14 protein-coding genes and 1 tRNA gene are annotated in these 14,023 nt (G+C 40.7%); 3 read left to right on the plus strand and 12 right to left on the minus strand.

Going from position 1 to position 14,023, the window contains the following annotated elements; genetic code table 11:
• Positions 1 to 3: 3 nt before the first annotated feature.
• The 9 genes from LCH52_08100 to dnaK form a co-directional block, all read right to left on the minus strand.
• The gene (locus tag LCH52_08100; GenBank protein MCA0388442.1) at positions 4 to 453 is read right to left on the minus strand and encodes a GatB/YqeY domain-containing protein; all 450 of its coding nucleotides are present in this window, start codon (positions 451 to 453) and stop codon (positions 4 to 6) included.
• Complete coding sequence (locus tag LCH52_08105) at positions 450 to 881, minus strand: biopolymer transporter ExbD (protein ID MCA0388443.1); 432 nt, start codon at positions 879 to 881, stop codon at positions 450 to 452. Before LCH52_08105 ends, LCH52_08100 begins: the two co-directional genes overlap by 4 nt.
• On the minus strand, positions 878 to 1,402 hold the full coding sequence (locus tag LCH52_08110) for a biopolymer transporter ExbD (GenBank protein MCA0388444.1): 525 nt from the start codon (positions 1,400 to 1,402) through the stop codon (positions 878 to 880). The genes LCH52_08105 and LCH52_08110 overlap by 4 nt, the downstream gene beginning before the upstream one ends.
• Positions 1,399 to 2,031 carry a MotA/TolQ/ExbB proton channel family protein gene (locus LCH52_08115; protein MCA0388445.1) on the minus strand — a complete coding sequence of 211 codons (633 nt, stop codon included), beginning with the start codon at positions 2,029 to 2,031 and terminating at the stop codon, positions 1,399 to 1,401. The genes LCH52_08110 and LCH52_08115 overlap by 4 nt, the downstream gene beginning before the upstream one ends.
• Before the next feature lie 14 nt (positions 2,032 to 2,045).
• Entirely contained in the window at positions 2,046 to 2,750 is a 705-nt protein-coding gene (locus tag LCH52_08120; GenBank protein MCA0388446.1) for an SDR family oxidoreductase, read from the minus strand.
• A gap of 9 nt (positions 2,751 to 2,759) precedes the next feature.
• A complete protein-coding gene (locus LCH52_08125; protein ID MCA0388447.1) occupies positions 2,760 to 4,091 on the minus strand; it encodes a 6-phosphofructokinase in 1,332 nt (443 codons plus the stop codon).
• Positions 4,092 to 4,119: 28 nt separating this feature from the next.
• A complete protein-coding gene (locus LCH52_08130; GenBank protein MCA0388448.1) occupies positions 4,120 to 5,988 on the minus strand; it encodes a family 10 glycosylhydrolase in 1,869 nt (622 codons plus the stop codon).
• Positions 5,988 to 8,171, minus strand: a complete 2,184-nt coding sequence (locus LCH52_08135; GenBank protein ID MCA0388449.1) for an ATP-dependent helicase — start codon at positions 8,169 to 8,171, stop codon at positions 5,988 to 5,990. The genes LCH52_08130 and LCH52_08135 overlap by 1 nt, the downstream gene beginning before the upstream one ends.
• A gap of 179 nt (positions 8,172 to 8,350) precedes the next feature.
• Complete coding sequence (dnaK, locus tag LCH52_08140; GenBank protein ID MCA0388450.1) at positions 8,351 to 10,264, minus strand: molecular chaperone DnaK; 1,914 nt, start codon at positions 10,262 to 10,264, stop codon at positions 8,351 to 8,353.
• Between the two features lie 180 nt (positions 10,265 to 10,444).
• Here dnaK and LCH52_08145 point away from each other — a divergent pair, with 180 nt between their 5' ends.
• The 3 genes from LCH52_08145 (at position 10,445) to LCH52_08155 (ending at position 12,099) form a co-directional block, all read left to right on the plus strand.
• A complete protein-coding gene (locus tag LCH52_08145) occupies positions 10,445 to 11,221 on the plus strand; it encodes a biotin--[acetyl-CoA-carboxylase] ligase (GenBank protein ID MCA0388451.1) in 777 nt (258 codons plus the stop codon).
• Complete coding sequence (locus LCH52_08150) at positions 11,218 to 11,970, plus strand: type III pantothenate kinase (GenBank protein MCA0388452.1); 753 nt, start codon at positions 11,218 to 11,220, stop codon at positions 11,968 to 11,970. The genes LCH52_08145 and LCH52_08150 overlap by 4 nt, the downstream gene beginning before the upstream one ends.
• A gap of 55 nt (positions 11,971 to 12,025) precedes the next feature.
• Positions 12,026 to 12,099 (plus strand) — tRNA-Arg (locus LCH52_08155).
• 280 nt (positions 12,100 to 12,379) lie between these two features.
• Here the strand turns inward: LCH52_08155 and LCH52_08160 are convergent.
• From LCH52_08160 to LCH52_08170, 3 genes are read right to left on the minus strand one after another with little or no spacing between them, the layout of a single operon-like run.
• Positions 12,380 to 12,958 carry a toll/interleukin-1 receptor domain-containing protein gene (locus LCH52_08160; protein ID MCA0388453.1) on the minus strand — a complete coding sequence of 193 codons (579 nt, stop codon included), beginning with the start codon at positions 12,956 to 12,958 and terminating at the stop codon, positions 12,380 to 12,382.
• Between the two features lie 8 nt (positions 12,959 to 12,966).
• A complete protein-coding gene (locus LCH52_08165) occupies positions 12,967 to 13,455 on the minus strand; it encodes a hypothetical protein (protein ID MCA0388454.1) in 489 nt (162 codons plus the stop codon).
• The gene (locus LCH52_08170) at positions 13,455 to 13,961 is read right to left on the minus strand and encodes a TIR domain-containing protein (GenBank protein ID MCA0388455.1); all 507 of its coding nucleotides are present in this window, start codon (positions 13,959 to 13,961) and stop codon (positions 13,455 to 13,457) included. Before LCH52_08170 ends, LCH52_08165 begins: the two co-directional genes overlap by 1 nt.
• Positions 13,962 to 14,023 lie beyond the last annotated feature (62 nt).

The following is a 14,023-nucleotide window of genomic DNA, read 5'->3' on the forward strand; positions in this document are numbered from 1 at the left end:
TCACTATCCACGCAAATATTCTTCGACCGCTTTTTTAATTAAAGAACCGTCAGCTTTTCCTTTTAGTTCTTTCATCACAGCAGGCATCAGCTTACTGAATTCGCCGCCTTTTGCGATGGAATTGGCTTCGGCTATTTCTTTAACCTTGTTATTGATGTCATCCTGAGTTAATTGAGCAGGAAGAAACTCCATAATGATTTTTAACTCATTCTCCTCTTTTTCACAAAGTTCGGGGCGGTTTGCCGAACGATAGATGTCCGCAGCCTCTTTTCTTTTTTTTGCCAAAGAGTTGAGGATGTTTTGTTCTTCTGCTTCGTTGTTCAGCTCACCCTTGCCGCTTTTTTCATATTCAAGAATCACGGCTCTGATGGATCTGATGGTTTCGAGGCGAAGTTTATCGCCACTTCTCATGGCTGATTTTAATTCTTCATTAATTTTTTCTTTTAAATTCATCTTAAATCCTCTTTCTGTGATGAAACATAATTAATTCTCAAACACTTGGCTTTTCTAAGTTCAAGTTGAACTTTCTCCACCTGGCTCATTGGTATATTTTTATCGACCCTGAGCTGTACCACGACATTATTCATTCGAGATCGAATGACCTCCATTTTTTCTTTTACCTGATCGAGGGTAACCACCATGTCGTTCAGTTGCATTTTACCATCCTTACCGATAAACAGGTAAGCGGTAAGCCGTCTGTTATCAAACTTTTCAGAAGTGACTGCCTCAGGGAGATCATATTGCACTTTTACATCGATTTCCTTCAACACTGTAGAAACCATAAAAAAGAGAAGCAAAATAAATATAATATCAGGCATTGACGCCAGCGGTATTCCGGGTTCTGATTTCTTTCTTTTAAGTTTGCCAGCAAAATTAATCATTTCTTTTTTAATTCCGCTACTGTGATATAAACCGGTACAATTTTAGTAATTGTATTCTTCTCTTCCTCTGATAAATTTTTAAAGGACTTCCCGAATTTCTCCTTAGCTGTCTCATCCTGTACATTTTTATAAGCCCGCTTCACATTATCAAGGACAACAATATATTTTTGGTAGAGAGTTTCATCACTGTATCGTATCAGTGAAACAGGTTTCGAGTCATCAGGGATTTCACGACTCTCCCGTACGCGGTCAAGTATACTTGTATATAAACCGTTACTTGAAACCGGTTCGCCATTCAGAAAAACAGAGTCCTTCACAATATTAATTTCAATTACTCGACTTTTTTCCACTTGAGCAGGTGACTCTTCCGGCTTATACTCAGGCAATGAAAGGGATATGCCGGTATCTATATCGATTGTAGCAGCTACTATGAAAAATATAAGAAGAAGGAAAGCAATATCAGACATGGATGCAAGCGGGACAACAGGGAGTGTCCTCTTTCTGCGTCTGATGAGAGTCATTTTTTTACTGTGTTTTGTTTCAGAGAATAGAGACTGTCGATCAATTGAACCGAACTCTCTTCCATGTCCGAAACAAGAGAATCAATTCTCGAAATAAAATAGTTGTAAAATACCTGAAGGATCATTGCGACCACGAGACCAAAAAGTGTGGTTATCAAGGCTTTAGCTATACCGCCGGCAACAATTGCAGGTGAGATCTGGTTAGCCTCTTTAATAGCTTCAAACGCCTCTATCATTCCCTGAACCGTTCCGGTAAATCCAAGCATTGGTGCGAGGGCAATAAAAAGGGAAATCCAGACCAGGCCTTTCTCAAGAAATCCGGTTTCTATCCCTCCGTAAGTCATTATTGCCTTTTCGACCGAGTCAAGTCCTTCATCAAACCTTTGAAGACCTGCGTGAAGTACGGCAGAAACCGAACCGGGATTCTTCTCACAGAGTAATTTGGCTTCCTCTATTCCTTTGCTCTCTATGGTTTTCTTAACCTGATCGACAAATGTCCTGGTGTTAATTTTCGCTTTTCGCAGAGTGTAAAGCCGTTCAAAACTAAAAACAAGCCCCAATATAAAGACAATCAGAATGGGGTGCATAAACTCACCACCGTCAATGTACATCGAAGTCAAGGAATTCATCCGGTTCTCGTTATTTATTTTTGTAAATTGAAGTGTACCGGAAACCGGTAAGGTAATTTTATGATGTTTCCTGAAACGAAATTGAAGTTTCGAAAAACAGAGAGGAGCAGGTCACCCACCTCTTCAGGCTTGATGAGTGTATCAAAATCAATGTCTGTCATCCAGCTTCTGTTCGCAGGTGTATCAATAATGAATGGAGCTATCCCGTTTACGCTGAGATTTATGGCTCTCCCCTCTTCGGATCCGGTTTCAACCAGGTGTGAAAGGGCACTTTTGGAAGCGCCATAAACGGATTTTCCGGCTTCACCTGCGAAAGCGGTATAAGCTGAAGTAAATATTGCAGAGCCTCCTGCACATTTCGCAACCTTGTGTTTGAACTCCCGCAGAATATTGAAATTTGCTGTGAAGTTCATGGAAAACATTTTTTGGAGGTCCTGGTCGGTGGTTTCTTCAATCATTTTACCACCAACGAAGCCCCCAACTGTACTAAACAGGAAAAGAAGCTTATCCTCTGCGGGATCCACAAATTCGAAAGCTTTTTTCACATTCGCAGAATCCGATAAATCACCGGTCACAATTTTTGTCACGGCAGGTAATTCATCTTCAGGCATGTGCAAATCGCACAAATAGAGATGATCGAAATCACCCTTGAGAAGTGTTTTTACGACTCCTCTGCCGAGAGCACCTGAACTGCCGAAGATCAAAGCTTCTTTTCTCATTGTTAATACCTACAAATTAGGGCTTGATTCGTCTTTCTCGCTTGACCCGGTCAGTTTCACTTTGCCATCTTTGATGTGTTTGTATAACATATCATTTTCGATGATATAATGAAACCTCTGAGTGAATTCATCGAGTGAAATACCACAGGTTGCTGCAAATTTTGCCAGTTCATGCGGATCATCGAAATCGGAATTTGTCAATCTCAGCATGTAGCGTCTTGCTATAAGGAACGATTCGTTTGAAGGATCAACCATCCTGATTTTTGTCTTCTTGGTCTTGGGATCAAGTATATCCTTGAAGAACAACGGAACGAATTTACCTCCCTGAATCGAGACCATCGCCGCATTTCCACCATTCAGAATAAACTGAGCCGCAGAGTATCCAAGATCGCGCGTGTATTCCATGTCGAAAGGTATCGGATCTGCGCACCGTAACTCGTAACCAATATTTTTGGCAACCACAGTTACTTTGTGACCAAATTCTTTGAGCCGTTCCTGAACTTTTGATTTTAGAATCTCACCAAGATTTACTTCTGCAATTCTAAGATTGTCATGGGCATCTCTTTCCACTTCACCCAATGCAATCAGGTCATTAGGATCCAGATGTTCCACAAGACCTTCAGCAAGGATGGCTACACCGTCCATTTTTCCATAGCTGATTCTCTTGATTATGGCACCGACAAGAAGATCGATAACATGATCAAGTTTGATAGTTGTAGATGGAAATTCTTCGGGTATGAGGGTAAGGGTTGCACCTGCAGCTTTTCCTATTCCGAGAGCCAGGTGACCGGCTTTTCTTCCCATGGTAACAACAAAGTACCATCTGGATGTGGTCTGTGCATCCACCATAAGATTTTTAACGATCTCAACTCCAATGTGACGGGCTGTCTGAAATCCAAAGGTTGGAATTCCATGAGGCAGGTCAAGATCGTTGTCAATGGTTTTTGGGACATGAACAACTCTGATTCTCCCTGCAGCCATTTCTTCAACTTTCATTGCAGAATAAGCTGTATCATCACCACCAATAGTGATTAATTTGTCAACATTTAACCGGAGGAGAGAGGTTACTGTATTTTCAAGATGTTTTTTATTTTTGGTCGGATTAGCTCTCGATATACCAATAAAAGATCCGCCTCTAAAGTGTATTCTGCTCACATCATCGATTGAAAGTGGCTGGCAGTGCCCTATCTCACCATCCATAATCCACTGAAAACCGTCCTTGATTCCAATTACATCTATTCCTTCAACTGCGGCTCTGATGGTCGCGCTGCTTATCACACTGTTGATTCCCGGAGCCGGTCCGCCACCAACCAGTATGGCTAATTTTTTAGGAGCTATCATTCTTGTGTCCTTGTGTTGGTTAGAACTTCTATTTGTTTAAGATGATCTTGATCGTATCGTAGTATCCGGCTTGCCTGATTCTAACTAAATATACACCGCTCGACATTTGGGTGGTTCCGATGCTTATTTGGTTATAACCTGTTTTGACATTCTCAACACTTTTTGAAAATACGATCTCTCCCAATGTGTTGAACAACGAGATTTCCACAGGACTTTCGTCACTGAGAACAAAAGACAATTTAAACTCACCATTGAAGGGATTCGGGTAACTCTTTACCTCGAATGAATTAATGGACTTTTTTTTTAAGTCGGATCCTTCGGATTCGACTGAATTTACCGCCGAAGGTGACAAACCCCTGTTAAGTGAGATCATCACAGCATCCGCACTCAGCAGTTCACCCGTTGAGAGACCGGTATTCGAGAGAGTAACACAGTTTCTCTCGCCTGCTTTTAAAAAGTAATCGCCCAGTTTATTCCATCTGCGGAAATTAACATCATTTTGGTTAAGTCGCACATTAACAGGATTTCCTGATGAGTCAGTAACGGAATACCAGGCAGAATCGGTTCTGTTCACGGATGTGACATTGAAGGCATAAATTTCATAGAACCCGTCTGCAGGTACATTAAAAAAGTACTTTACCGAAGCCGGCGAAGTATTATCAGTATAAATGGAGGGACCATTATAACCGAATACATTGCTTGAAGTCCATGTGCCTGTTCGAACAGCTCTGCTCAGGTCATTAATTTCAATTATCTGAAAAAGCGATCTCCACGATGAGGTGGAATGAGGTGGATAATTTGGTGTCTGATATAAATTTTGTTTGATATACGGGAAAACAGAACCGAGGTCAGTAAAATACCAGATTGCATTACCTTTGAATCCCTTGGTTCGGGTTACATTCACAAAATTAGTAATTTCCTGATTTGAAATTGTATTTCCGTTTGGAGAAATTGCAAACGCCGGATAAACTTTATTTATATCGGGGACAATCTGTGTTATATAATTCAATATAGATGAAAAGGAAGTGGAAGTCCCAACATATGACTGTACCTGAACATTATCAACAGATCCGTCAGAAAGCCATCCTATCCAGTCCTGACAAAATGTGTTATATGAGGTATAGCTCCCTGAAGCATAGAGGGATGGTGCATTTGAAATATTGATGTGCGGATTTATCGCTTTAATCGAATCGCGGGTACGCAACATGAACTGATTCAGATTATTTGCCCTCCAGCGAATCCATGATGTATCAGAAACTGTGGTTGGAGGAGGATTTCCATTGTTCTGGGCTCGGTACAGGCTGTCTGTATAGGGATCATAACCATAGGAAAGACTTGAATATCTTATTCGGTCAAGTTCAATTCCGTCAACATCATAATTTCGTGCAATTTCGGTACACATGGCTATCAGAAAATTCTGGACTTCGGGCTTGGTGTGAATCATCCAGTAGAAGTTTGAGCCGTCCACTTCCCCGCCGTCATTTCTGCGGGCTACCCAGTCAGGGTGATTCTGGAATATCGGTCCCTTTACTCCGGGAGGCTGGTTACCGGTCCATCCTCCAACAAATCCATATTCAAACCAGGCTTCGATATGAAGCCCTCTTTTATGTCCTTCAACTATGGCTTCAGCAAGGATGTCTCTCCCCTGGTAAGTCGGGTCGATGTAGGTTCCGGTCTCCCGAAAGAATACATCACTTTTCCAGAGGGGATATCCCCTGCTCCAGACATTTACAAAAACAGTATTAAAATTATTGGCAGCAAGACTGTCCATGGCTTTCGCCAGCACTTCCTTGCTCGATAAACTGTTTCTCGCAAGCCATGTTCCTCTAAATTCCTGAGCACTGAGGTTAATCAGAATCAGTACGAAAAAAAGAGGGAGAAAAAGAGATTTTCGCATCAATTCTGAACCTTCAATTTCGCAAACTTCAGCATGAGTTGTTTCATGTTGTTGCCGTCGAAAACAACGGTCACTTTTTGGTTTTCGCCGGTACCGATAACGGAAATTACCTTGCCAAGACCAAACTGCTCGTGAAAGACTCTGCTTCCCTGTTTGATCAGAGATTTTTGATGCTCCCAATCCACATAACCGATTGATTGGAATTTCTGGATGATTTTCTCTTTTTTTGTCTTTCTGCCTTTACGGTTCTGACTTGCATCCTCTTCTTTTAGAAGTGTTGTTGCTATTTCATTGATAAACATCGATCTGTTTTCGTAGGCAACTTCACCAAATCTGTACCGGGCTCTTGCATGCGAGAGGTAAACCTTGGTTTTTGCCCTCGTAACAGCAACATAAAACAATCTGCGTTCCTCTTCAACAGTTGCCTCGGGCGAAAATTTCGTTGATAACGGGAAAAGCTGTTCTTCGAGACCGGAAACAAATACCACAGGAAATTCCATTCCTTTTGAACTGTGAACAGTCATTAACCGGATAGCATTCTCAGATTCATCGATTCCGTCGAGGTCGGTCATCAGGTTAACAATTCTTAAATATTCTTCAATGGATGCTTCAGGATATTTCTTGGAAAATTCCGAAATCGAGAGAAGGAATTCATTCAGATTGTCGATTTTATCGAGAGATTCATGCGTGGTCTCTTCATTGAACAGTCTCTGAAGCTCCAATTCAGCTACGAGCGCATGGGTCAGTTCGCCGACAGATAATTTATCACGAAGAATGATGTACTTGTCGAGCAGAATCTTGAAGTTTTTCACATTCTTCTGGATTCTCTCTTTAATGTCAATCACCTCAAACACTCTGCCCATGGTTTCAAACAGGGTCACTTCGTGTTTTTTGGAGAAAGTGATCATTCTTTTTATGGTGGTCATGCCGATTCCCCTTTGCGGGAAATTCATAATCCTGAGAAGACTTTCCTCATCTTTGGGATTTATAATCACTTTCAGATAAGCGATGAGGTCTTTAATTTCTCTTCTCTTATAGTATTCTATACCGCCATAAATTTTGAAGGGGATACCTTCTTCCACGAACACATCTTCAAAGGCACGGCACTGATTGTTGGTCCTGTAAAGGATCGCAAAATCACAATAGGAGTATTTGTTATCTGCAATCTCGTCTTTTATAAATTTCGCAAGCTGATAAGCTTCATCTTTTTCATCCGAGCATTTTATGAGGGAGAGATGCTCCCCTTCCTCCAACTCAGTATATAACTTCTTCGGGATGTAACTTTCATTTTTGGAAATTATTTCTTCACCGGCTCTAACAATCTGTTCAGTGAAACGGTAGGTTTTGTCCAGTGGAAAAACTTTAGTCCGGGTGAAATCATCTTTAAAACTGTGGATATTCGATGGTTTGGCACCTCTCCAACTGTAAATACTCTGGGAATCATCACCGATCGCGCATATTTTACCGGCTTTCGAACAGAGTATTTTTATAATCTCATACTGAGCCGTATTGGTTTCCTGAAACTCATCGAAAATAAAATAATCGAATTTCTTCTTGTACTTGTTGTAGGCTTTTTTGTTATTCAGCAACAATTCCAAAGGCTTGAGCGTCAAATCTTCAAGGTCCATCGAATCATTCTCAAGAATTTTTCGCTGGTATTCCTGATACACTCTGATAAATTTGTCTTCAACTGACGATCTGTCCTCTTTTTTAAGGAGGTCAGCCGGAAATGTCATAACATTTTTAAGGTAGCTGATCTTTCTTGTTACATCGCGAGGATTTAGTGCTTCACTGTTTATGTTAAAATCATCGATGATGTTCGTAACCAGCGATTCAGAATCTTCTGTGTCGTAAATTGAAAAACTTGTGGAGTAACCGATTTGTTTTGCTTCAACTCGTAGAATCTTTGCCATAACGGACTGGAAAGTGCCAACCCAGGGAAATTCAAGGTCTTTTTTACCGAGAAGTTCTCTGACTTTGTTCTTTAAATCTGTTGCTGCTTTGTTTGTAAAGGTAACGCAAAGAATAGTCTCAGGATCAACTCCCTGATCCAAAAGATAAGCTAATTTGTATGTTACGACCTTTGTTTTACCGGTTCCGGGTCCTGCTATTACAACATGTGGACCACTGTTATATTCTACGATTGCTTTTTGTTGCGCGTTGAGAGTATCAAGTAAAGCCATACCACCTTTTGATTTTTTTTGAGTTACAAATATACGAATTTTTTCGCTCTTTTTGAAAGGTAAAGGGTATGCACGACGAAGGGTAAAATGAGGGTGAGTAATTAAATAAAGAGGCTACCTTGATTCAGCAGCCTCCTGGAATATTTTGAATTACGGGAAGTCAGACAGAAAACTGTCGATTAAACTTCCTTAAACTCTGCATCTTCAACATTTTTTTCTTTCCCGCCGGTCTCTCCACCTGGTTGCTGTGCACCCTGGTTGAAGTTGGCTCCCATATTCGGGTCTGCGGGACCTTGCTGGGCATAAAGTGTCTGAGAGATTTCAGTCCATGTTTTTTGGAACTGGTCCAGAGCCGATTTTATTTGCTCCGTATTTTCCGTTTTCACGGCATCTTCGAGTCTTGTGATCTCAGCCTCAAGCTTGCTTTTCTGATCGGGAGTAATCTTATCCTTCAGTTCGTCCATCTGCTTTTTTGTCTGGAAGATCATATTTTCAGCAAGATTCTTTGCTTCGATCAATTCTTTTTTCTTCTTGTCTTCTGCAGCGTGTTCCTGAGCACTCTTTTTCATCTTTTCGATATCATCCTGACTCAAGCCACCGGATCCGGTTATCTTAATCGATTGCTCTTTGCCGGTGCCTTTGTCTTTTGCAGAAACATGAAGGATTCCGTTGGCATCGATATCGAAGCTTACTTCGATCTGAGGCACTCCTCTTGGAGCCGGTGGAATACCATCGAGGTTGAATCTTCCCAAAGACCTGTTATCAGAAGCCATCGGACGCTCACCCTGCAGCACATGTATCTCAACGGAAGGCTGGCTGTCTGATGCGGTTGAAAACACTTCAGTCTTTTTGGTCGGGATAGTGGTATTTGCCTGAATCATTGTTGTCATTACGCCACCCAGGGTCTCGATACCAAGTGAAAGCGGAGTAACATCAAGAAGCAATACATCTTTTACATCACCACTAAGAACACCACCCTGAATTGATGCACCAATAGCCACCACTTCATCAGGGTTCACACCTTTGTGAGGTTCTTTTCCAAAAAGTGCCTTCACCATCTCCTGAACTGCTGGTACACGGGTTGAACCACCTACAAGTATAACTTCGTCAATCTCACTTTTCGAGACTCCGGCGTCTTTAATCGCCTGCTCGCAGGGCAGTTTTGTGCGGTCAATAAGGTCACCAACCAGGTTCTCAAATTTAGCTCTTGTTATGGTGTGAACCAGGTGTTTTGGGCCATCCTGAGTCGCAGTAATAAAAGGAAGGTTTACATCAGTCGACACGGAAGACGACAATTCAATCTTCGCTTTTTCCGATGCTTCTTTCAGTCTCTGTAAAGCCATCGGATCGTTTCTCAAGTCGATGCCCTCTTCTTTCTTGAATTCATCCGCGAGATAGTCAATCAGTCTCTGATCAAAATCATCGCCACCGAGGTGGGTGTCACCATTGGTGGATTTCACTTCAAATACACCATCACCGATGGTAAGTATGGAGATATCAAATGTACCACCGCCAAGATCGTACACAGCAACAGTCTCTTCTTTCCCTTTTTTATCGAGACCGTAAGCCAGTGCTGCTGCTGTAGGCTCATTTATGATTCTGCGTACTTTCAAGCCTGCAATCTCGCCGGCATCTTTTGTTGCCTGTCTTTGCGCATCATTAAAGTAGGCAGGAACCGTGATCACTGCTTCTGTAACTTCCTGACCCAGGTAATCCTCAGCAGTTTTCTTCATCTTCTGAAGAATCATTGCACTAATTTCCTGGGGTGAATACTGCTTGTCGTCGATATTAACTCTGGCGGTTCTGTCGTCACCCGGTACGATCTGATATGGCACTTTATGTGATTCGTCAGTAACCTCATCAACTCTTCTTCCCATGAATCTCTTGATTGAGAAGATTGTTTTCTTCGGGTTGGTTATTGCTTGTCTTTTAGCTGCCTGGCCGACAAGTCTGTCGCCGGTTTTAGAAAAAGCCACAACAGATGGTGTGGTTCTTGTTCCTTCTGCATTTGGGATTACTACAGGCTCATTGCCTTCCATAACCGAAACGCAGGAATTTGTGGTACCTAAATCAATTCCTATGATTTTTCCCATTTTTATTCTCCTTTTCGTAAATTGTTTTTCAAATCTGTTTTTTTTCTAATTGACTATACACTACAAAAAGCGTACCAAACTGTTTTTCAGCTCAAAAACCAGCTTTTTGTAATCAAAAATTATTACATTGTCATAAAACATGTCGTTTTATATGACATATTGTCACACAAAGGATTTTATATGTTCGCTATTGAAGAGTTTGATATCAAACTTGAAACTGATTTTATCGGAAGAAATTTCATCTATCTGGACGAAACGGAATCAACCAACAGGTTTGTTCTGAACAGTGCAAATAATGTAAAGTATGATGGTTCTGTTGTTTTGGCTGAATTTCAAACTGCCGGCAGAGGAAGACTTGACAGGAAATGGGTTTCGAGCCGGGAGCAAAACCTGACCTTCACCATTTTGGTCGATCTTAAAGAGAGATCCATTACTCACCCGCAGTTGTTGAATTTTGTAGCTTCTCTTGTTGTTGCACGCTCGATAGAAAACCTCCACCTTATTAAAACGAATTTAAAATGGCCCAACGATGTACTCGTCGGGAGCAAGAAAGTTGCCGGGATACTTTGTGAGTCTGTCTCCCAGGGCAGCAGGATCAGTAAAGTGGCGGTTGGAATTGGTGTTAATGTAAACCAGGCAAATTTTGCATCAGGTTATCTGACCGAACCTACTTCTGTCAGAATGGAACTAAAGCAAACTGTCTCCCGCGAACGACTGCTTGCAGAAATTCTCAATAATTTTGAGTACACACTCGCCCGGCTGGAAGAGGAACCGAATCAGATAGTTGCAGAATGGAAACAATTCTGTAAAATGCTCGGTGACAAAGTGACCGTAAAAGCCGGTGAAGAAGAGTTTACGGGGCTCTTCACTGATGTGAGCGAAGAAGGTCATATCATTCTGATTGATAATTTTGAGGATAAAAAAACAATCACATTTGGTGATGTCTCTGCCATATGAAAGTTATTACTGTTGATATAGGCAACACCAGAATTAAAACCGGCGAATTTTATAACTCCGAACTGATCAGAACCATGATCATCAATGATCCGCTGGAGATAAAACCTCTGATTTATGGCAGCAAAATTGATGTGGTGGTTTCCTCGGTCGTGCCAAAGAATACCTCATTGATGGAGAGTATCCTTAAAAATCAACCAAATACCGACATTTATTTGATCGATCACAACCTCGATTTTGGTTTTACCATCTCCTATTCACCTGTCAATTCGCTTGGAGTCGACAGACTTTGTTCGGTCTCCGGGGCAAAACATCTTTTGGAGATCGATAATGCACTTATGGATTATGATTATGTAATTACTTTCGATCTGGGTACCGCAACTACTGTTAATGTGTTACAGGTTGGCAAGGTTCCCTCTTTCACAGGGGGAATGATAGCTCCCGGACTGAGAATAATGAACGCAGCACTCCATCAGTATACAGCAAAATTGCCGTTGGTTGATAATTTAAATCTTGGCAGTTTTCTCGGCAACAATACTGAGAATTCCATTCGTTCCGGCTTGATAAATTCAACCATCGGACTGGCTGAAAGAGTCTATAACCACTTTTATGCCTTATCTGCCGACATCAAAATTTTCGTGACAGGCGGGTATGCCGATATATTAATGCCACATCTGCAAATCCCTTTTCAATACGAGGAATTTCTTAATTTAATCGGAATTTATGCAATCTACTACAGAAACCGAAAGTAGTGCTTTGATAAATTAGCGGTTTTTCTTACATTTACGGTCTGAATAATTGAAATTTGCACCCGTAGCTCAATTGGATAGAGCGTTTGACTACGGATCAAAAGGTTGAGGGTTCGATTCCTTCCGGGTGTACAACTATAAAGCCTTGTAAATTAACAACTTACAAGGCTTTTTTTATTTTCAGAATTCCTCAATATTTAAAGGGTAACAGTTAAAAGTAATAGTTATCTTTGAAGATTGCTTAATTACTACTCATTTTATTCCATTCTTCACACTTTATAAAAACTATATTATTCAAATATTTGTCAAGTGTTATTTACAATATTTTTCAAATATATTTTAGGATTGTTTTAAAATAAAAAACCCCGCCGGAGCGGGGTCTGTCTTCGAGGGTTGTACTGAGAATTTTCTATTATCTATTCATCCAGTCGTGTAAACTAGGCTTAGTTCCATCTATATTTTGCAATTCAAAGTAATTCAAATTTGGATACTCTTTCGATCCAAAAACAGTCAAATACGGATATAGTCCTAAATATTCCTGACCGGAATAGGTCGAAACAAGTTGTTTTGTTATTGGAGTAATTAAGACTTTCCCATTATGACCATCTTTGATACCCAACTCCCACGGCATCCACTTTGAATGTTCAGAATTTTCGGTGAAAGCATACAACAAACATCTCGATGCCCGGATTCGTTGTTTTAACACTTTAGCTGTTTTGGGAGTGACATTAGTACGATCTAGGAGCGGATCATCAATCCAATCAACATAAGCGGAGTAACCTTTTTCTTTGAGTAATCGAATCAATCCCAGAATCAAATTTCCATCAACTTTCGCATGGCAGATAAAGAAATCATATTGCGCTACTTTCTTCATCTTTTCGTTATTTTCAATTATTGCTTCACTCGCAGTTTTTTCAAATCCGCGTTCTGATTCCTCTCGAATTACCTTAACCGTACTATCAAATAAAAGTCTCTCTGTTAGTAGACCCACTTCTCCTCCTATGTACCACATGTTGAAATGTTAATTATCAAGAAATAGATTCCGATTAAAACCAAAATGATACCATAAAACGGCCAAATCGTCTGAGAAAACACCACTTTCCAGTATTTCAGATTTTTGTGCTTTTTGGGATCAGCTCTACGCTCCGCTTTTGCCCGGGATTCGGCTTTAAGATCAAAGATCAATTCATCTGAGATTGCTCTGTTCTTAATTACCCAACCATACAACCACCTGTACAATCGTTCCTGCCAGAGAAAATAAGAATCCAGTAACCAGAATACAAGTGTAGGTAAGATAGCAAGTAAAACATGTATATCGTCTCCCTTGATTAACAGTGTAGCCGTAACTAATGTGACTGTCCAACCTTTAATTAAGAAGGAATTTGATGCCATCCTTTTGATGATATCCTGAATCAGATCGATTTCCTTGATGAATATAATTCTCCGATCTGATTCATTGGTGATGAGTTTTGATATTTGATTTTCCATTAGTGTAGCTTTCGGGTAAAAACTGCTTCGTCAATCCACTTGGTAATGTTATCTTCGATGAACTTGTATGTTTCGGTACTTGAATAATGTGAAGGAGAGTCGTAAATTTTAACGAAGTTGCCTAAGTCAATTTTTCCAATACGAGAATTGACTTTAATTCCGGTAAACGGATTGTCGCCCATCGATGCCGATTTTGAAAACTGATTTAGAAGTTTATGGATTCGAATACCAACGACGCCTTTTCCCAATTCCCACCCGCGTTCAATCTCGTATTGAACCCAGTACCGGTCAGCCGTTTGCGGGCCAATCAACACTACCACACAACTTTTGCCAAAAAGCTGTTCATCGATCCATTGTTTGATAGCGGTATTACCGCTTTTCTTGATTTGTTCCCATTCATTGTCGTGTACAGGTTTATTACCCTCTATCGCGCCAATATTCCGAACTTGGCCAGTTCTCCAGTTATCTTCCTGAAAGTGAAAACTGAAAAATACCTTTCTTGCCATGTTTTCCTCCATTGTTGTTTGAATTTTTGAGTCTAAATAAGGTGACTTTTTGGACTAAAATT

The sequence above is a fragment of the Bacteroidota bacterium genome (assembly GCA_020161395.1).
Taxonomy (GTDB): Bacteria; Bacteroidota; Ignavibacteria; order Ignavibacteriales; family Ignavibacteriaceae; genus UTCHB3.